Annotated in this window: 27 protein-coding genes and 1 pseudogene; 3 read left to right on the top strand and 25 right to left on the bottom strand. The window is 41.9% G+C overall.

Annotated features, from left to right (window positions below):
• The first annotated feature begins 346 nt into the window (after positions 1–346).
• Positions 347–1,111 carry a polysaccharide deacetylase family sporulation protein PdaB gene (gene pdaB, locus AC20OE_RS18155; protein ID WP_024425619.1) on the top strand — a complete coding sequence of 255 codons (765 nt, stop codon included), beginning with the start codon at positions 347–349 and terminating at the stop codon, positions 1,109–1,111.
• Here pdaB and AC20OE_RS18150 read toward each other — a convergent pair.
• Complete coding sequence (locus AC20OE_RS18150) at positions 1,104–1,706, bottom strand: KinB-signaling pathway activation protein (RefSeq protein ID WP_047203789.1); 603 nt, start codon at positions 1,704–1,706, stop codon at positions 1,104–1,106. The two genes, pdaB and AC20OE_RS18150, sit on opposite strands and share 8 nt — an antisense overlap.
• 90 nt (positions 1,707–1,796) lie before the next feature.
• Here AC20OE_RS18150 and gerD point away from each other — a divergent pair, with 90 nt between their 5' ends.
• Positions 1,797–2,384, top strand: coding sequence for a spore germination lipoprotein GerD (gerD, locus tag AC20OE_RS18145; RefSeq protein ID WP_039176014.1), 588 nt, complete (start codon positions 1,797–1,799; stop codon positions 2,382–2,384).
• A gap of 37 nt (positions 2,385–2,421) precedes the next feature.
• On the opposite strand, the gene AC20OE_RS18140 is transcribed toward gerD, so the two are convergent.
• The 3 genes from AC20OE_RS18140 to AC20OE_RS18130 all read right to left on the bottom strand — a co-directional run bounded on the left by AC20OE_RS18140 (position 2,422) and on the right by AC20OE_RS18130 (position 4,799).
• The gene (locus AC20OE_RS18140; RefSeq protein ID WP_039176011.1) at positions 2,422–3,480 is read right to left on the bottom strand and encodes an Mrp/NBP35 family ATP-binding protein; all 1,059 of its coding nucleotides are present in this window, start codon (positions 3,478–3,480) and stop codon (positions 2,422–2,424) included.
• Between the two features lie 103 nt (positions 3,481–3,583).
• Positions 3,584–4,297, bottom strand: a complete 714-nt coding sequence (gene cwlD / locus AC20OE_RS18135; protein WP_034283867.1) for an N-acetylmuramoyl-L-alanine amidase CwlD — start codon at positions 4,295–4,297, stop codon at positions 3,584–3,586.
• 58 nt (positions 4,298–4,355) lie between these two features.
• Positions 4,356–4,799, bottom strand: a complete 444-nt coding sequence (locus AC20OE_RS18130; RefSeq protein WP_487269070.1) for a YbaK family protein — start codon at positions 4,797–4,799, stop codon at positions 4,356–4,358.
• 151 nt (positions 4,800–4,950) lie between these two features.
• On the opposite strand from AC20OE_RS18130, the gene AC20OE_RS18125 reads away from it, so the two are divergent.
• Positions 4,951–5,520: a DUF4825 domain-containing protein gene (locus tag AC20OE_RS18125; protein ID WP_059375243.1), complete on the top strand. Its 570-nt coding sequence runs from the start codon at positions 4,951–4,953 to the stop codon at positions 5,518–5,520.
• A 36-nt stretch (positions 5,521–5,556) separates the two neighbouring features.
• On the opposite strand, the gene AC20OE_RS18120 is transcribed toward AC20OE_RS18125, so the two are convergent.
• The 21 genes and pseudogenes from AC20OE_RS18120 to rpmD form a co-directional block, all read right to left on the bottom strand.
• Positions 5,557–6,570, bottom strand: a complete 1,014-nt coding sequence (locus tag AC20OE_RS18120; RefSeq protein WP_372556299.1) for a serine hydrolase — start codon at positions 6,568–6,570, stop codon at positions 5,557–5,559.
• Between the two features lie 106 nt (positions 6,571–6,676).
• Complete coding sequence (locus AC20OE_RS18115; protein WP_156417735.1) at positions 6,677–7,150, bottom strand: GNAT family N-acetyltransferase; 474 nt, start codon at positions 7,148–7,150, stop codon at positions 6,677–6,679.
• Between the two features lie 124 nt (positions 7,151–7,274).
• Entirely contained in the window at positions 7,275–7,799 is a 525-nt protein-coding gene (locus tag AC20OE_RS18110; RefSeq protein ID WP_372556298.1) for a GNAT family N-acetyltransferase, read from the bottom strand.
• 175 nt (positions 7,800–7,974) lie between these two features.
• Positions 7,975–8,367, bottom strand: a complete 393-nt coding sequence (gene rpsI, locus AC20OE_RS18105; RefSeq protein ID WP_039175996.1) for a 30S ribosomal protein S9 — start codon at positions 8,365–8,367, stop codon at positions 7,975–7,977.
• Between the two features lie 20 nt (positions 8,368–8,387).
• Positions 8,388–8,825, bottom strand: a complete 438-nt coding sequence (gene rplM / locus AC20OE_RS18100; protein WP_003217042.1) for a 50S ribosomal protein L13 — start codon at positions 8,823–8,825, stop codon at positions 8,388–8,390.
• Between the two features lie 165 nt (positions 8,826–8,990).
• Positions 8,991–9,734: a tRNA pseudouridine(38-40) synthase TruA gene (gene truA, locus AC20OE_RS18095; RefSeq protein WP_099662828.1), complete on the bottom strand. Its 744-nt coding sequence runs from the start codon at positions 9,732–9,734 to the stop codon at positions 8,991–8,993.
• Positions 9,735–9,745: 11 nt separating this feature from the next.
• Complete coding sequence (locus AC20OE_RS18090; RefSeq protein ID WP_034283880.1) at positions 9,746–10,543, bottom strand: energy-coupling factor transporter transmembrane component T family protein; 798 nt, start codon at positions 10,541–10,543, stop codon at positions 9,746–9,748.
• Entirely contained in the window at positions 10,540–11,409 is an 870-nt protein-coding gene (locus AC20OE_RS18085; RefSeq protein ID WP_039175989.1) for an energy-coupling factor ABC transporter ATP-binding protein, read from the bottom strand. Before AC20OE_RS18085 ends, AC20OE_RS18090 begins: the two co-directional genes overlap by 4 nt.
• Positions 11,385–12,227, bottom strand: a complete 843-nt coding sequence (locus AC20OE_RS18080) for an energy-coupling factor ABC transporter ATP-binding protein (protein WP_008356549.1) — start codon at positions 12,225–12,227, stop codon at positions 11,385–11,387. The genes AC20OE_RS18085 and AC20OE_RS18080 overlap by 25 nt, the downstream gene beginning before the upstream one ends.
• Positions 12,228–12,353: 126 nt before the next feature.
• Positions 12,354–12,716 carry a 50S ribosomal protein L17 gene (gene rplQ, locus AC20OE_RS18075; protein WP_003216944.1) on the bottom strand — a complete coding sequence of 121 codons (363 nt, stop codon included), beginning with the start codon at positions 12,714–12,716 and terminating at the stop codon, positions 12,354–12,356.
• A 75-nt stretch (positions 12,717–12,791) separates the two neighbouring features.
• Positions 12,792–13,736: a DNA-directed RNA polymerase subunit alpha gene (locus AC20OE_RS18070; protein ID WP_003217009.1), complete on the bottom strand. Its 945-nt coding sequence runs from the start codon at positions 13,734–13,736 to the stop codon at positions 12,792–12,794.
• Between the two features lie 175 nt (positions 13,737–13,911).
• The gene (gene rpsK / locus AC20OE_RS18065) at positions 13,912–14,307 is read right to left on the bottom strand and encodes a 30S ribosomal protein S11 (protein WP_003217231.1); all 396 of its coding nucleotides are present in this window, start codon (positions 14,305–14,307) and stop codon (positions 13,912–13,914) included.
• 20 nt (positions 14,308–14,327) lie between these two features.
• Positions 14,328–14,693, bottom strand: a complete 366-nt coding sequence (gene rpsM, locus AC20OE_RS18060; RefSeq protein ID WP_003217023.1) for a 30S ribosomal protein S13 — start codon at positions 14,691–14,693, stop codon at positions 14,328–14,330.
• Positions 14,694–14,714: 21 nt separating this feature from the next.
• The gene (rpmJ, locus tag AC20OE_RS18055) at positions 14,715–14,828 is read right to left on the bottom strand and encodes a 50S ribosomal protein L36 (protein ID WP_003156543.1); all 114 of its coding nucleotides are present in this window, start codon (positions 14,826–14,828) and stop codon (positions 14,715–14,717) included.
• Between the two features lie 31 nt (positions 14,829–14,859).
• Positions 14,860–15,078, bottom strand: coding sequence for a translation initiation factor IF-1 (gene infA, locus AC20OE_RS18050; protein WP_003217190.1), 219 nt, complete (start codon positions 15,076–15,078; stop codon positions 14,860–14,862).
• Positions 15,056–15,362, bottom strand: a pseudogene (locus AC20OE_RS18045) (KOW domain-containing RNA-binding protein). Before AC20OE_RS18045 ends, infA begins: the two are co-directional and overlap by 23 nt.
• Positions 15,363–15,389: 27 nt before the next feature.
• Positions 15,390–16,136 (bottom strand): type I methionyl aminopeptidase, encoded by a 747-nt coding sequence (map, locus tag AC20OE_RS18040; protein WP_003217210.1) that lies wholly within the window; start codon positions 16,134–16,136, stop codon positions 15,390–15,392.
• Positions 16,133–16,786: an adenylate kinase gene (locus AC20OE_RS18035; protein ID WP_024425604.1), complete on the bottom strand. Its 654-nt coding sequence runs from the start codon at positions 16,784–16,786 to the stop codon at positions 16,133–16,135. The genes map and AC20OE_RS18035 overlap by 4 nt, the downstream gene beginning before the upstream one ends.
• A gap of 55 nt (positions 16,787–16,841) precedes the next feature.
• Complete coding sequence (gene secY, locus AC20OE_RS18030; RefSeq protein WP_007496334.1) at positions 16,842–18,134, bottom strand: preprotein translocase subunit SecY; 1,293 nt, start codon at positions 18,132–18,134, stop codon at positions 16,842–16,844.
• A 1-nt stretch (position 18,135) separates the two neighbouring features.
• Entirely contained in the window at positions 18,136–18,576 is a 441-nt protein-coding gene (gene rplO, locus AC20OE_RS18025; RefSeq protein ID WP_003216888.1) for a 50S ribosomal protein L15, read from the bottom strand.
• A gap of 30 nt (positions 18,577–18,606) precedes the next feature.
• A complete protein-coding gene (gene rpmD, locus AC20OE_RS18020; RefSeq protein ID WP_003217067.1) occupies positions 18,607–18,789 on the bottom strand; it encodes a 50S ribosomal protein L30 in 183 nt (60 codons plus the stop codon).
• Between the last annotated feature and the right edge of the window lie 10 nt (positions 18,790–18,799).

Raw genomic sequence — 18,799 nt, 5'->3', positions numbered from 1 at the left:
TGTTTGACTGACTACCTATGAAGTATCATAGGATTTTTTATAAAAACTCGAATTAACAGGTACGTTTTGTCTTGTTTAGTTTTCAAAGATCATCTTCGCCGTTCTTAGCGGCTTTAATAATATAACATTTCGCTTCATCTTATGTCAACAACTTTTTTCAAGTTTATTTCCCGAAGCGTTTTGTGTTTGTCACTGTGTGTCAGCGACGATTAATAATATATCACGAAAACATTCTTTTGGTCAACGCCTTTTCAAAACTTTTTTTGAAATAGTTTTATTAAGCATCTTAAACCCTTGTCCTGCATACAATCAAGTAACAATCTTGGACAAGGCAGGAGTGTTTGAATTGAGTCGATTATATGTGTTGCCTATTAAACGGCTGAAGCAAGTTGTCATTATTCTTGTAGCAGCCCTTGCAGCTGCAACCTTTTTTTATGTACAAAAGGCACCGCCGCTGTCGGTATTTAAAACTGAACATGGACCCCGAGCCATTTATAAAGGAGAGACTTCATCAAAGCATGTCTCTCTCACTTTTAATATTGGCTGGGGGGATGAGAAGGCTGTTCCTATTTTAAATGTTCTTCGAGAGTACGGTATAAAGAACGCCACTTTCTTTCTGTCTGCTTCTTGGGCTGAGCGTCATCCTGATATCGTGAAACAAATTAGGGAGGACGGCCACCAAATCGGAAGCCTCGGCTATGCTTATAAAAATTATAGCCAGCTTGAGGATAGTGAGATCAAGCAAGATCTTGTCCGTGCACAAAATACATTTCAAAAGCTTGGACTAGATGACATTCAACTATTAAGACCGCCGACTGGACAGTTTAACGAAACAGCACTGAAAATTGCCACTCAGTACGGTTATACCGTTGTTCATTACAGCATTAATTCACAGGATTGGCTGAATCCGGGGGTCGACCAGATTGTTCAGAATGTAAATGACCGAATGAAAAGCGGAGACATTGTTCTCCTTCACGCCTCAGATTCAGCAACCCAAACCGCTCAAGCCTTACCTGCTATTTTGAAACAAATAAAAGAAAAGCATTTAAAAAATGTGACGGTTGGCGAACTGATCTCCAATACGAAAACAAAGTCATCGGAAGTTAAGTAGCTTTCGCTTTTGAAAACCGCGGCATCGCTAACAGCTGAAACGCATTACAGCCTAATAGCGGGAATAGCATTAAATACAGCCAGTCCTCTTCATTGACTCTGAGCGCCGGGAACCATTCTAACGACGTGATGACGACCATGAGAAACATTGCAGAAATAAATGTTTTCTTAGAGGACTGCTGCTGTTTAAAGTAAGCCACGATCAAAGCAAACACACCGATAAATAAAGGCAGCCACAAGTATGGAAGAAATGATTCATTCTCCCCGAAAAACAAAAATCGCAAGTAAGCTAAATCAAACAGCACAAAAATCACAAGAAACAGCTGAATGGTATTCCATAAAGAATGTGACCGGAAAATCTCTAACGCAAATCGGTGCACCGTCAAGAAGACAACAAACCCCATCTGGCTAATGACACTAAAGATCATCCCTACACCAATGAACCAAAACAACACAGATGCGATCTCTAGAATTTCAAACGATATAAAAAGCTTCTGATATTTTCCCCACTCCAGCGCAAAGCCTACCACGCTTGTAATGACCGCTCCAACAGCTAGCACAGAGAAGAAAAAACGAACTAAATCCCGACTTTTCATTGAATTGATCCAACCCCTATTTTTGTTATGTATAAATTTACGTGAAACATTCATATTAAAAGTAAGACATGTAACGAAAGGAGCCACAGTATGTCAAAAGGCATCTTGCGTATAGTGAGCTGTTTTCTTCTTTTATCTCTAACAGCTTGTGCTCCCAAAACCCAATCCTCATCTAATATGGACTATGACGAAACAAAAAAAATGGTCGTCGATATATTAAAGACAGATGACGGTAAAAAGGCCATTCAACAGTTATTAAATGACGAGGCAATGAATGAAGCTTTGGTAATGGATGAACAAACTGTGAAAAAAACGATAGAGAAAACACTGACTTCTGATAAAGGCAAAGAGTTCTGGAAGAAGGTCTTTGAGGATTCTAAATTTGCCGAGACTTTCGCAAAATCCATGCAGCAACAGCATGAAAGGATGTTAAAACAGTTAATGAAGGATCCTGACTATCAACAACTGATGATGGATATTCTCAAGGATCCTGAAATGGAAAAGAAATACGGTGAACTGGTAAAAAGCAAAGAGTTTAGAAAGCACTTAGAAAAAGTCATTACGGAAACATTAAGCAGCCCTCTTTATAAGAAGAAATTCGAAGATGAGCTCAAAAAGGCAGCATCTGAAAGCAGCAGTGATTCCGGATCGCAAGGCAGCGAAGGAAGCGACAGTTAAACATCACCCGAGTGGCATTCATCCACTCGGGCTTTCATTATGCTTTCACTGCTAATTGTTCAATGACTTTATTCGCAATGTGTTGATACACTTCTCCTGTCGGATGACTTGCATCATAGACAGAAGGCGCGAAATCATCCTCATTCCAATCAGGCTGTCTTAAAGGAATTTGGCCAAGGACTGATACACGCAGCTCTTCAGCCAGCTTGTCCCCGCCGCCTTTTCCAAAGACGTATTCCTTTTCACCTGTTTTTTTGCTTTCATAATAGCTCATATTCTCAACGACACCGAGCACCTCATGATCTGTTTGCAGTGCCATTGCGCCTGCTCTTGCTGCAACGAAGGCAGCCGTAGGATGCGGTGTAGTAACAATGATTTCTTTACAGCTAGGCAGCATTGTATGAATATCAAGCGCCACATCTCCCGTTCCAGGCGGAAGGTCTAATAGTAAGTAATCTAATTCTCCCCACTCAACTTCGTGGAAGAAGTTATTTAACATTTTTCCAAGCATCGGCCCTCTCCAAATAACCGGTGCATTTTCTTCAACAAAAAAGCCCATTGAAATCACTTTGACTCCAAAGCGCTCCACAGGAATAATTTTTTCCCCTTTAACTGTTGGTCTGACAGTGATCCCCATCATATCCGGTACACTAAAGCCATAAATATCAGCATCAATCAGCCCGACTTTTTTCCCTAGACGAGCCAGTGCTACAGCAAGGTTAACAGAAACAGTCGATTTACCAACGCCACCCTTTCCACTAGCAATCGCTAAGAACTCAGGCGGGTTTTTAGAGTTAAGCAGGGTTTCTTCCTCTTCTTGTGATGGCATAAACTTTTCAAGTGTTTCCTGAGGCAGTTCCTCAAAACGAAGTCCTACTGTGTTAGCGCCTGCTGATTTCAAGGCTTGTACGATGTCTTGCTGCAGCTTCATCTGCTCAGCAGTGCCTGTTTTTGCAATAGCCACCTTAAGGCTCACATGCTCTTTCTCAGGCTTTAGGCTGATTTCCTTGATGGCATCCAGCTCACCAAGCGGTATATGAAGGAAAGGTTCGTCCATCTTCCCAACTAGTTTTCTCACATCATCTTGTCCGATCATAGCAGAACCTCACCCTTTATTGAATTCGTTTACAATCCAAGTATATCATACATATCCTTACAATGTCTGTCCTGTTTGCCTGCGATCAAAAGGAAAAAGCCCCTTATTCAGGCGGCTCTTTTTGCTCTGTTAAATATCTTAAAATCCCTTTATAAATAGAGGCGGCAATTTGATCCTGATATTTAGGTGTTGCCAGCTGGCCAGCCTCTTTTGGATTGGAGAGAAATCCAATTTCCACAAGAGCTCCTGGCTTTGTGACATTTTGCATTAAATAAATGCCGTTGATCCGCTTCGCCTTTCGATCTGTGTTTTCAAGGTTTCTGCGCAATTCATCTTGAATGAACTTCGCTGCCTTTTCATTTTCTTCATACTTTCCGTAAAAAAACGTCTGAGCCCCGCTCCATTTGTTAGATGGTATCGCATTTAAATGAATGCTTAAATAGAGATCCGCTTCAGATTCATTGATGACTTTGACGCGGTTCCTTAAATCCTCCGCTTTCTTCCGGGCATATCCCCTTGTATTCTTTGATGATAAATCAGAATCATCCTCTCGGGTCATGAGAACAAGCGCTCCCTGCTCTTGCAAATAGTCACGTATCTTCATGGATACATCTAGCGCAATCTCTTTCTCAAGCAGCTCTCCTCCTACAGCCCCGCCATCTGGGCCGCCGTGACCCGGATCTAAATAAATGATCTTCCCGCTTAGAGGCAAATTCCACGACTTCCACGAATCATCATTTAGAAATTGAAACCTGAATAAGAATAAGAGGACAATAAACCCAATTAAAAACCCTGTCCACTTCAGCTTTCTTTTCATCCCTGTCCCTCCCATACACCATTATTTTATAGATATGGGACAAGGGCTGGAAATATGCTTACTGCAGCCGAAGCTTGTGTCTTTTTTCTGATTCACGAAAGCCTTCCTGCCACCACATGCTTAAAAATTCTTTCGCAGATGGATACAAACACGACATCTTCCGCTCCATACGGAACATATTCCCCCAAGATTGCAAGCATCCTGCCAGCTCTTCTATCAGCTCAGTTTCCTCCTGAGAGGACCGCTTCTTGATATTGTCGAACGATTCGCCGTATTTACTCGACTCACCGTACCTCCCGCCAGCTAAAAAAGCTTCAATGGCGAAATCGATACAGCCATCACTCATAATACCAGCTGGATCATCTGCAAATGGAAACAGCTTCTTCGTGAATTTTTCGGAAGCAGCCGTTACTTGTTGAAGAGACAATGTACGCAAAAGCTTCTTTTCAAGCGTGACATCTCGTTTTATTTTCAATTGATAAAATGAAAGCACTTCTGCCATGGACTGAACTCCTTTTTTCTTTGTATTGTTCGTTGGTTTGAACAAAACATGCAGTTCAGTAAATGGAAATGACGGTCAGTGAACGATCGTAATGGAAAATTGTGATAAAATAGACATTTAATATAGAAAGAATGATAAAGGGGCAAAATCAATGAAGAAATGGATATATATCCTGCTGCTATTAACAGTCGTCTTATCTGCATGCAGCAGTCAAGCCACAGAGAAAAAGAGCGATATAAAAGGAATAGAAGACATATCCTTAAAACAACTTTCAAAACACAAAAACACGTATCTCGGTGACAATTCAGCCATTCGTGAAATCTTATCAAATCTTCCTGGAGGAGTAATTCGTGAATTTGAAATCATCGATGGAAAAGCATTAGACGTCACATATGGGGCAAAAGAAAATGACAGCTATACAGAAGAACAGTTTGACGCCTTCTGGTTTGATCAAAAGGACACGATCGAAAAAACGTATTTATACAACGCAATCGCACTTTTTATTCTTATCGATAATGTAGAGCAAGTAACACTCAAGATGAACTCTAACGATGAGCCGTCCGTCCCGTTTAAAAGAAAACAGCTAGAAAAAAAGCTCCCTCACTCTTTTAAAAAGTACAAAGATGATACAGCGCTTTGGCAAAAGGAACTGGTTGATGGAGTTGTGAAGTCAAAAGAGAAACGCCAAGATGTATACAAAGCGTTTCCAATGCAGAAATAATAAAACAGAGGGATTTGCCCCTCTGTTTTTTGATGTTTATGTAGTGATAGCCTGAATCAAACGTTGTCGAAAGTTTTGATCCACTGCTGCAGTAAGCATAAATTCGTTGAATACTTCCCCAATCCAGTGAGAATTCTTCGCCTTTGGATCATTGATAAAAAGAGAAATGGATATAGATGAGATATCCGTTTTTCGATATAAAGCCGCTGTGAAAACAAACAATGTCGCTCCGCCTTTATACCAAATATATTGATCTTTTTCCGTCTTCAATGTTTCACCCAGCACAATTTGGCTAAAAAGACCCTTTTCTTCTGTTGTTAACAGCTCATCCTGCAGACGTTTCATAAAATGTGCATATTGATTGGTTGTAGACTTTGTCAACTTTTGTGTCAGTAATGATTGAATACGAAAGCTTAATAAGTCCTTTTCCATTATTTTTTCCTCTAACATCTTTTTATGCTCTGGGTCATTTTTCATGATATTAAAAATCTCATTCATTAGAGATTTATATTGTTCATGAGATACACCGCTCATTTGCTTTAATGCATCCTGCTCATGATCAGATACATAAGCAGGCCACAACAACTTTGGGGTCAGCGGAATGAGTTCATCATGTTCTGTGAGACCTGCTTGTTTCATCTGATCATTGATCTTTTCTAAGTCGAGCAAGTCAATCAAATAATCAGTACAAGCATTCGAACTGAATTGCATCATTCCTTTGGCAACATCTAATAAAGTTGCATGCTCAGAAAAAGCGTTGACCTCTAGCCAGTATGTGTGAGCACCGCCATCTGTTCTATCAATATAAAACCGCTCTATGTCCGCCAATGCCACTTTTTCATCTAGCTTGATGTCACCGCTGGATACAGCTTTAACAAAATGAAACAAAACCATTAATTTTACCGTACTTGCAAGTGGTGTTTTTTGATCACCATTCCACTCTAACACCACATCTTCATTTTCAATGATTGTTACTGATACGTCCTTTTTGTTTTTTGTGACAAATGTCAAAAGGTCTTCTTTTGTTTCCTTTAAACCGATTTTCTGCAACATGTTTCTCCTTTCAAAATAGGATTTATATATTCAATATAACAAATATTTCAAATAAAGGCACAAAAAAGGCAGAGGCTCTTGAATCCTCCGCTTCTTGATATCCTTATTCATGGGGCAAATGCAGCTTCATTCCTTCATGAGTGGCTTCAAACCCTAATTTCTCATAAAAATGTCGTGCTTCTGGCCTCTGTTTATCTGTTGTCAGCTGAATCATATGACAGCCGCGGTCGCTTGCGCGTTGAATGGCCCACTTGATAAGCAGCGAACCGACTCCTTTTCCTCTATGACTCGAAGCCGTACGAACTCCTTCAATGGATGCTCTCCATCCCCCTTGATGTGTAAGAAATGGCGTCATGGTTAACTGAAGAACACCAACTGCTCCTTCCTGATCACACGCAACAATGAGTTCAATATTTGGATCAGCTTCGATTGAATGAAAGGCTTTGATATAGCTTTCTAATAATGGGCGAGTGTAACGCTCTCTCTTTTGACCTAACTTATCATCTGAAAGCATGAAGACGATTTTGTCGAGGTCTTCTTGCACGGCTTCTCTAAATGTCAATTGATTTAAATTCAATGAAAGCACCTCCTATGATGGATGGAAGACTGTTTTCACTTACCAAAATACCAGTTAAGAGCGTTCTCATATAAGATTTGATCAGCTGCTTTTTCATCAAAGTATTTCATACTATGAAAACTGATCAAGCCCTCTTCACGAACCATTCCTCTTGTAAGATGGCATAGTAACACTCATCCCACCACTCATTTCCTTGTGGTATACATTTTTTAAAATACCCCTCTCTCCTCATCCCCAATTTCTCCATCACTCTCCACGATGGCACATTTTCAGGCTGACAAGTCGCAATGATTCGATGTAAGTTCAGAGTGTGAAAACCATGATGCAGAACGGCATAAGCCGCTTCTGATGCATAGCCCTTGTTTTGATAGGCAGGATTGAAAACCCAGCCAATCTCATATGTGTGCTCACCAAAAGTTGGATGGAACACGATATGCCCGATGCATATCTGATCTACTTTTAATATGACAGCAAAATTCTTGGCTGCTTTAAGACGATTATTTTTAACAAATTCCTGCGCATTTTCTTTAGAAAAAACACCTTCCGGAATATACTTCATTACCGCCGGATCAGATGTATATGCATAAACATCATGCCAATCATCCTCAGAAAATGATCGAATGATACACCTTTCTGTTGTTAGATTCATATGACACCCTCCATAGACTTCGTTTTTTAAACAGAAACCTTGCTATGATCCTATTTTATATGTTTCCAAACAGAAAAAAACACAAATAAAAAAGCACCAGCAGGATGCTGATGCTTTTTTTATAAGGTTTGTCTGTAACAAACCTTTGTAAAACGTCCATACAATATAAAATTGATTAACGTTTTGAGAACTGAGGTGCGCGACGTGCGCCTTTAAGACCGTATTTCTTACGCTCTTTCATACGTGGGTCACGAGTAAGAAGTCCAGCACGTTTAAGTGATGTACGGTACTCAGGATCTACTTCTAGAAGAGCACGAGAGATACCGTGACGAATTGCTCCAGCTTGACCAGAGAATCCACCACCGTGAACATTTACAAGAACATCGTAGCTGTTAGCTGTTTCTGTGATGTTCAAAGGCTGTTTCACGTCTTCGATTAAAGCAGCGAATGGAATGTATTCAGTAATTTCACGATTATTAACGACGATACGGCCTTCACCTGGAACTAAGCGAACGCGCGCTACAGAACTTTTACGACGACCTGTACCGTAATATTGAACCTGTGCCAAATTGTTAACCTCCCTTATAATTAACCGCGAAGTTCGTAAACTTCAGGTTGTTGTGCTTGATGTGGATGCTCAGAACCACGGTACACATTTAATTTTTTGAACATTTGACGACCTAGTGGACCCTTTGGAAGCATACCTTTGATAGCAAGCTCCAACATTTTTTCAGGGTAGTTTGTACGCATCTCAAGAGCAGTTCTTTGTTTCAAACCACCTGGGTGCATAGTGTGACGGTAGTAAATTTTGTCCGTCAATTTCTTACCAGTTAATTCGATTTTCTCAGCATTGATGATGATGACATGATCACCTGTATCAACGTGTGGTGTATAAGTTGGTTTGTGCTTACCGCGCAAAAGTGATGCTACTTCAGTAGAAAGACGACCTAGAGTCTTGCCTGCCGCATCAACAACTAGCCATTTGCGCTCAATTGTGCTTGCGTTCGCCATTGGTGTTGTACGCATGAGTTTCCCTCCTAAATAAATCAATGAATTTTCCTTGAATCAAATGCTACGTTCTATTTCAAAACACAGATAAGTCTTCCGGGGCTTATTTGTGGGGTTGAAATACATACCATATGATATCTTATAACTTTCTGCTTCCTGTGTCAAGAACATGTTACACCTGGTTTAGTTGTCATAGAAAACTTCCCATAAATACAGTCCGTGACTAGGCGCAGTCTTGCCTGCCGCTTCGCGATTTCGGGCGGCAAGCATGGCTTTTATCTCCTCAGGGTGAAATTTACCAGAACCGATTTCAAGCAACGTTCCAGCGATAATCCGCACCATGTTGTATAAAAAACCATTCCCTCTCACACGCATTTCAAGCCCGTCTGAGACGTTTTTCCACTCGAGGGCATAAATAACCCTCACCTTGTCCTGAACCTCTGTATTGGCCGCACAAAAGCTTGTAAAGTCATGTGTCCCAATCAGGAGCTCAGCGGCTTCTCTCATTTTATCGATATCCAGCCGGTAAGGATAGTGGCAGGCATACTGTCTCGTGAACACATTTTGGTGTGTTTCTGTTGAGACCTTATAACGGTACTCCTTCGAAACAACACCAAATCTGGCATGAAACGAGTCATCGACCTCCTCAGCCTTTAAAACACGGATATCATCCGGCAGCAGGCTGTTGAGGGCAAAAGGCCATCTCTCCATCGGGATCGAGAGCGGGGTCTCAAAATGGATGACCTGTCCTTTTGCATGAACACCGCTGTCTGTCCGGCCGGAAGCCACAATCGGAATCGGTTCATCCTGTTTGTGCATTCTTGCAAGGGCAGACTCGATCTCCGTCTGTACGGTTCGCTGCCCTGGCTGCACCTGATAGCCTTTAAAATGTGTCCCATCGTAGGATACAGTACATTTGACCTTCATCTAGGAATCACCTAATTTCTAAGCAGCACAAGAAGCGCTGTTAACAGGATGAATAGAAGCAGCGTGAACGTATCCTTCATACCCCAGACGAGCTGACGGTATTTCGTCCGTCCTTCTCCCCCTCGGTAGCCCCTCGCTTCCATCGCGGTCGCCAGTTCCTCTGCACGCTTAAACGCACTGACGAAAAGCGGAACAAGCAAAGGAACGATGGCTTTCATGCGATCCTTTAGAGGTCCGCTTGTAAAATCAACGCCTCGTGCCATTTGTGCCTTCATGATTTTGTCCGTCTCTTCTAATAAAGTCGGAATAAACCGAAGAGAGATGGACATCATGAGAGCAAGCTCATGAACGGGCAGTTTGATTTTACGAAATGGGTGCAGCAGTTTCTCCATTCCGTCTGTCACTTCTATAGGCGTTGTGGTTAACGTAAGAAGTGTCGTCATCATAATGAGATAGACAAAACGGAGTGAAATGAAGATCCCCTGCTTTAAACCTTCTTCATAAATATTCAGAAAACCAAAGTGGAATAGCAAGGCGCCATCCTTTGTCATGAAAATATGCAGAATAAAGGTAAACAGGACAATCCATAGGATCGGCTTCATTCCCTTGAGAATAAAGTATAGCGGCACCTGAGAAACCATCACCACAAGAATGGTAAAGACACCTAACAGCCCGTAAGTGATGTAATTATTAGCAAAAAAGACAATAAAGACAAAAAAGAAAATTGATAACAGCTTTGTCCTTGGATCAAGACGATGGACAAAGGATGAACCTGGCACATATTTGCCGATAATCATACTATCCATCATGATGTCGTGTCCTCCTGATAAAGAGCTGTTAAGGCTTCTGCCATTTCATCCATGGTCAGAAGCGGCCTAGGAAACGTAATACCTAGCTTTTCTTCTACAGTCTGCTGGAATTTAATCGTTTCCGGGAGGTCGAGACCAAACGAAGACATGTCTGTACGATTGGCAAACAACTCTCTCGGTGTGCCTGTCGCCTTCACTGTCCCTTTATGCATCACAATCATTTGATCCGCATAATGAGCGGCGTCCTCCATACTGTGTGTGACTAGGATCGTGGTGAGGTTTGCCTTTTGATGAAGGTCATAGAACATGTCCATAATTTCCTTCCGCCCGCGTGGATCCAGTCCAGCAGTCGGCTCATCAAGCACAAGCACTTCTGGCTCCATCGCTAAAACGCCAGCAATCGCCACACGTCTCATTTGACCACCGCTTAGTTCAAAGGGAGATCGAGATAATAGGGATTCAGGAAGACCCACCAGTTTCAGCATCTCCTTCGCCTTCGCTTCTGCTTTCTCTTGAGGAACACCGAAGTTCATCGGGCCGAAGCAGATATCCTTGAGGATGGTTTCCTCAAAGAGCTGATGCTCAGGAAACTGAAACACGATGCCTACCTTTTTCCGGAGGGGTTTCATATCCTTCTGCTTTTTATTGGCTTGTAAAACTGTCTCTCCAAGCGCAATGCTCCCCTTCGTTGGTTTGAGCAATCCATTTAAATGCTGCAGCAATGTAGACTTGCCAGAGCCCGTATGACCAATGACAGCGACATAGCTGCCCTCTTTGATGGAAGCATTGACATCATACAAAGCGAGACGCTCAAACGGCGTTTTCATTTGATAACGATGCTCTAATTCTTTGATCGTAATGTCCATAGCTCTTTCACCAATCCTTCTTGTGTCAAATGGGCATTTGCAAGCGGCACACCTTGCTGCTTCAATTGCTTGCTCAATCGATAGGAGAATGGCAGATCAAGTCCAATCTGAACCAGCTGTTCATCTAGTTCAAATACTTCCTCTGGCGTTCCCTCGGCAAATTTCTTCCCGCCATTCATCACAATGACGCGGTCTGCCTTGGCAGCCTCGTCTAAATCATGTGTGATGGAAATGACTGTGACTGTTCCTTGTTCCTTCAGTAGTCTAACAGTCTCTAACACTTCTTCACGGCCAATCGGATCAAGCATTGATGTTGCTTCATCCAAGATCATGATGTCAGGGCTTGCGGCAAGCACACCTGCAATAGCGACTCTCTGCTTCTGCCCGCCTGATAGATGGTGCGGCTCTTGATCAAGAAACTCCTGCATATTGACCTGTTTGACAGCCCAATCTACACGTTCTATCATCAATTCCCGCTCAACCCCGTTATTTTCTAAACCAAAAGCCACATCATCACGAACCGTTGAGCCCACAAATTGGTTATCTGGGTTTTGAAAGACCATTCCGACCTTTTTGCGAATATCCCAGACACTTTCTTCTTTGAGCTCAATCTCTCCAACCTTGACCGTACCAGCATCCGGTAAAATGAGCCCATTCAGCACACGGGCAAGTGTGGATTTACCTGAACCGTTATGACCAACAATGGCGAGCCATTCATTTTGATTCACATGCAGTGACACTTGATCTAAAGCGGGCTTGTCCGCATCCTTGTGATAACGAAATACAATGTCCTTTACGTCAATTAATGTCTTCCCCATCTCTACCGGACCTCCTCTCAGCTCAACCTCTTCTTTGCTTATTCCTAAAAAAAGCCGTAGTACCTAAAAAAGGGCATAGATCCAGTTATGAACTGTCCCGCCCTTTCTTAGATACACGATATGTGATTAAACTAATTCAATGACAGCCATTGGTGCGCCATCGCCGCGACGAGGTCCAAGCTTCATGATACGAGTGTATCCACCTTGGCGATCTTCGTAGCGAGTTGCAACGTCAGCGAATAATTTTTGAAGTGCATCTTGGTTTGTTTCAGCGTTAGCTACTTCATTACGAATGTAAGCTGCAGCTTGACGGCGAGCATGAAGATCTCCGCGTTTGCCAAGAGTGATCATTTTTTCAACTACAGAGCGAAGTTCTTTCGCACGTGTTTCAGTTGTTTCGATGCGTTCGTTGATGATCAAATCAGTCGTTAGGTCACGAAGCATTGCTTTACGTTGTGCACTAGTGCGTCCTAGCTTTCTGTATGCCATGTGATGTCCCCTCCTTAATTAGAGATGCTGTATGAATAAAAAACACACGAAAATCCTAGTTCACAATGAAACTAGTCAATCGTCTTTACGAAGACCCAGTCCAAGTTCTTCTAGTTTCGCTTTCACTTCTTCAAGAGATTTACGTCCAAGGTTACGAACTTTCATCATATCCTCTTCTGTCTTGTTAGCAAGCTCTTGAACAGTGTTAATACCCGCACGCTTCAAACAGTTGTAAGAACGAACAGAAAGATCAAGCTCTTCAATTGTCATTTCAAGCACTTTTTCTTTTTGGTCTTCTTCTTTCTCAACCATGATTTCAGCATGCTGAGCTTCGTCAGTTAACCCAACGAAAATATTCAGGTGTTCAGTTAAAATCTTAGAACCTAGAGCGATCGCTTCTTTCGGTCCTGTGCTTCCATCAGTCCATACATCTAGTGTTAATTTATCATAGTTTGTGATTTGCCCAACACGGGTGTTCTCCACTTGATAAGTCACACGAGATACAGGTGTATAGATTGAGTCGATCGGAATCACACCGATTGGCTGATCGTCTCTTTTGTTTGCATCAGCAGGATTATACCCGCGACCTCTTTGTGCAGTTAAGCGAACACGGAAGCTCGCATTCTTGCCAAGAGTTGCGATGTGAAGATCTGGATTTAAGATTTCAATATCGCTGTCGTGTGTAATATCAGCAGCTGTTACAGTACCTTCATCTTGTACATCAATTTCAAGCGTCTTCTCTTCTTCAGAGTAGATTTTGAGTGCAAGCTTTTTAATGTTTAAGATAATCGTTGTAACATCTTCAACCACGCCTTCGATCGTTGAGAATTCGTGTAAGACACCATCTATCTGGATCGATGTTACAGCTGCACCAGGAAGTGAGGATAAAAGGATACGACGAAGGGAGTTCCCTAAAGTGGTACCATATCCACGCTCAAGTGGCTCTACGACAAACTTGCCATACTTGGCATCGTCGCTGATTTCAACCGTTTCGATTTTTGGTTTTTCAATTTCGATCATCTAATAAAACCCTCCTTCAAAACGTCGAAACCTCGAATAGAATCATATGAGATTCCATCCGAAATTCCTCATTGTTTAGTCCCGTATGTGCTCAGGCAACGAGTCGTGTATTCGTCTCATAAATAACTGTATCATAACCCATTATTGACAGGGACACAAAATCTATACAAACAAATTACACGCGGCGACGTTTTGGTGGACGGCATCCGTTATGAGGAACTGGAGTTACGTCTCTAATTGCAGTAACTTCAAGACCAGCAGCTTGAAGCGCACGAATTGCAGCTTCACGACCAGAACCAGGACCTTTAACAGTTACTTCAAGTGTTTTAAGACCATGTTCGATAGAACCTTTAGCAGCAGTTTCAGCAGCCATTTGTGCAGCGAAAGGAGTAGATTTACGAGAACCTCTGAATCCTAATGCACCAGCACTTGACCAAGAAATTGCGTTTCCATGAACATCAGTAATCGTTACAATCGTGTTGTTGAAAGTGGAACGAATATGAGCAATTCCAGCTTCAATATTCTTTTTCACGCGACGTTTACGCGTATTTTGTTTACGAGCAGCAGCCATTCTTTAACTACCTCCTTTACTTATTTTTTCTTGTTAGCTACAGTACGACGCGGACCTTTACGAGTACGCGCGTTGTTTTTTGTGTTTTGTCCACGAACAGGAAGTCCTCTACGATGACGGATTCCGCGGTAGCTTCCGATTTCAATTAGACGCTTAATGTTAAGTGAAACTTCACGACGAAGGTCACCTTCTACTTTAAGTTTGTCAATGATATCACGGATTTTACCAAGTTCGTCTTCAGTTAGATCGCGAACGCGAGTGTCTTCAGAAACACCTGCTTCTTTAAGGACTTGTTGCGCAGTCGTACGACCAATTCCAAAAACATATGTTAAAGAAATGACAACACGCTTATCACGTGGAATATCTACACCAGCAATACGAGCCATGATTTGGGCACCTCCTTGTTATTAGCCTTGTTTTTGTTTATGTTTTGGGTTTTCACAGATCACCATTACTTTTCCTTTTCTGCGAATCACTTTACATTTTTCACAGATAGGTTTAACAGATGGTCTCACTTTCATGTGTTTCCAACCTCCTTCTTCCGGAGTTGCTTTATTTGTAACGGTACGTAATTCTACCACGAGTTAAGTCATATGGAGATAATTCTACCGTAACTTTGTCTCCAGGTAAAATGCGAATGAAGTGCATACGGATTTTTCCTGATACATGAGCCAAAACTGTATGACCATTCTCTAGTTCAACTTTGAACATTGCGTTTGGCAAAGTTTCTGCTACAGTACCTTCCACTTCAATTACATCGTCTTTCGCCATTCAAGTGTTCTCCCTTCTTCAAATCAGTAACTTGCTCTCTGACAAATGTACAAATGAGAATCTCTCAATTGTTCATCTATCACCCGACCTGTTTTGAATATACTGTTCTGAACTTCCGGAGATACGCAATCATAAAAGGTTATATGATTGATATTTTTTCTTAGGAGAATGAAATTTACGCTTTTCTCCGTCTGCGATTAGTACATGGCAGCCAACGAACATGCCGATGACACCTGTATACTGATCTTGTTCTTTCTTTGGACTATACAGACAACCTGCCCGATTTGGGCCTGAAAGGCTTCAGTGAAGACCTAAATCTTAGTCAGTATATCAAAACCTGTATCTGTAATCGCAATCGTATGCTCAAAATGAGCACACTTTTTCCCATCAACCGTTACAACCGTCCAGTTATCAGCCAATGTTTTCACATATCGACTGCCTGCGTTCACCATCGGTTCGATGGCCAACACCATCCCAGGTTTTAGCCGTGGGCCTTTGTTGGGCGGACCATAATGAGGAATTTGAGGGTCCTCATGAAGATCCTGTCCGACCCCATGTCCAACATATTCTCTAACAACTGAAAAATTCTCATTTTCAACATACGTTTGTATGGCATGGGAAATGTTCGACAGACGTTCGCCTGGCTTTGCTTCCTGTAAGCCTTTATATAGAGATTCCTCTGTGACTTCCAGTAGTTTGCGGTCTTCATCACTGATTACCCCAACTGGATAAGTCCAAGCAGAGTCACCATGATAGCCATTTAACTTTGCGCCAATATCGATACTAATGATGTCACCATCACGTAAAACCCGTTTACCAGGAATACCGTGAACGAGTTCTTCATTCACCGAAACGCAAATGCTCCCGCGAAAACCATTATACCCTTTAAAAGATGGGATTGCACCCTGCTTTGTAATAAAACGTTCGGCAATTTGATCCAATTCTTTTGTCGAAATACCTGGTTTTATGTGTTTCTTCAGCTCTTCATGAGTCAGTGCGACAATACGTCCAGCTTCTCTCATAATCTCAAGCTCGCGAGGAGTTTTACAGATAATCATTTATTTAATCCTCCAAGCAGGTCCTTGATATCTGCATATACATCGTTAATGTGCTTCGCACCATCAATGTTTGCAAGATATCCTTTTTCTGAATAGAAGTTCAGTAAAGGTTCAGTCTGCTTTAAGTTCACTTCAAGTCTAGTCGAAACGGTTTCTGCATTATCATCTGCACGTTGATAAAGCTCGCCTCCACACTTGTCACAAACATTTTCTTTCGCAGGTGGATTAAATACTAAATGATATGTTGCTCCGCAATTTTTGCAAATTCTTCGGCCAGTCAGACGCTCCATCAAAGCATCTTTATCGACTTTAATATTAATGACATAATCAATCGTTCTGCCAAGGTCCTTTAGAATTTCTTCTAAAGCTTCAGCCTGAGCGACTGTTCGCGGAAATCCGTCCAGAAGAAAACCTTGTTCACAATCATTTTTGCCAAGTCTTTCTCTAACAATACCGATTGTGACCTCATCAGGAACAAGCTCTCCTTTATCGATAAAGGATTTTGCTTCGAGCCCAAGTTGTGTCTCCTCTTTCATAGCAGCGCGGAACATATCTCCTGTTGAGATATGAGGGATCCCATAATCATCAACAATTCGTTCTGCCTGAGTGCCTTTACCAGCACCCGGAAGCCCCATTAAGACTAAGTTCATTTCGGATTTCCCCTTCCTTACTTAGAGAGGTTGGGCAGCTGCCCAGCCCTCTGGTTTATTTCATAAATCCACGGTAATTTCGTTTCACTAATTGGCTTTCAAGCTGTTTCATTGTTTCAAGTGCAACACCTACAACAATGAGAAGACTTGTGCCGCCAATTTGTGCAGCGGAAGGTAATCCAGCGAATTGAATGAAAAAGATAGGAAGTATTGAAATCACGGCTAAGAAAATGGCGCCCACAAACGTGAGTCGGTACAAAATGCTCGTAATTCTATCTTGAGTCATTTTCCCTGGACGAACTCCCGGGATATAGCCACCCTGCTTTTGCAGATTTTCAGCCATTTGTTCAGGATTGACTTGGACAAAGGCATAAAAATATGTGAAAGCAACAATCAGTGCTACATAAATCGTCATACCGATTGGCTTAGTATAGTCAAAGTTGTTGGTTATCCAAGTTGTCACATTATTGGTTCCGAAGAACGATGCGATCGTCTGCGGAGTAATAATGAAAGAAACGGCAAAGATGACTGGAATCACCCCTGCTGGATTCACTTTCAATGGAAGGTGCGTTGCTTGACTAGCAGACATTTGTGCACGACCAGTACCTTTTGAATATTGAATTGCAATCTTTCTCACTGCCATTTGAATGTAAATAACACCGATAACAATGACAAGAATGGCAATTACAATAAGGGCAATTTTAAGGATTTGCATGAACAGCTGTCCATCTCCACCTACAAATTGTTGAGCGTACACTTGTTTTAATGTTTGAGGGATACCAGCGATGATACCGGCAAAGATAATAATCGAAATACCGTTACCAACACCGTGAGCAGTAATCTGCTCGCCCAGCCACATTAAAAATGCTGTTCCCGCAGTGAGTACGACCGCAATTAAGAGATACGTTGATACACCTGGGTTTTCAATCAGCATGCCTCCTGCCATATTGTTGAATCCATATGACATTCCTAACGCCTGGATAAATCCTAGAACAATTGTAAAATACCTTGTGAATTGTGCTAATTTTCGGCGGCCAACCTCTCCTTGCTTTGACCACTCAGTAAACTTCGGAACAACATCCATCTGCAAGAGCTGAATGATGATCGAAGCAGTGATATACGGCATAATCCCCATTGCAAGAATGGAGAATTGGAAAAGTGCCCCGCCCCCAAACGTGTTGAGGATTCCGAAAACACTCATTTGATCCTGTGCCTGGAGAACTTCGGCGTTCACATTAGGCACAGGGATGAAAGCACCTATACGAAAGACGACTAACATTAAAAGTGTGAATATAATCTTATTCCGTATATCTTTCACGCGCATAAAATTGGAGATTGTCTTAAACAAGTTAGATCACCTCGGCTGTACCGCCAGCAGCTTCAATCGCTTCTTTCGCAGAAGCAGAGAATTTATTGGCTTTTACAGTTAATTTTTTTTCTAATTTACCGTTGCCAAGAATTTTTACTCCTGCTTTTAACTTGCTTATTGCACCAGTCTCTAGAAGAAGTTCAGGAGTTACTTCCGTTCCTTCGTCAAAACTGTTTAATCTGTCTAAGTTGATTACCGCGTAATCTTTACGGTTGATGTTTGTAAAACCACGTTTTGGAAGGCGTTGGAATAAAGGCATCTGACCACCTTCGAAACCAGGGCGTACACCGCCGCCAGAACGAGCGTTTTGACCTTTATGACCTTTACCAGAAGTTTTACCGTTACCTGATCCGATACCACGACCAACACGGTTGCGTACTTTACGTGAACCTTCTGAAGGCTTCAATTCATGAAGTTTCATTTGGGCACCTCCTTATCGATTAAAAATGTTTTATTGTTCTTTAACAGAAACTAAATGAGACACCTTGTTAATCATGCCGCGGATCGCTGCATTGTCTTCATGTACGACTGTTTGGTTTGTTTTCTTAAGACCAAGAGTACGAACAGTGACACGCTGATCTTCTGGGCGACCGATTACACTGCGTTTGAGGGTAATTTCTAATTTATTTGCCATTATTGTTCCC

This window comes from Bacillus sp. SRI_025 (genome assembly GCF_057592095.1).
Note: the sequence above shows the minus strand (reverse complement) of the source record. Positions and strands in the feature narration are given on the sequence as shown.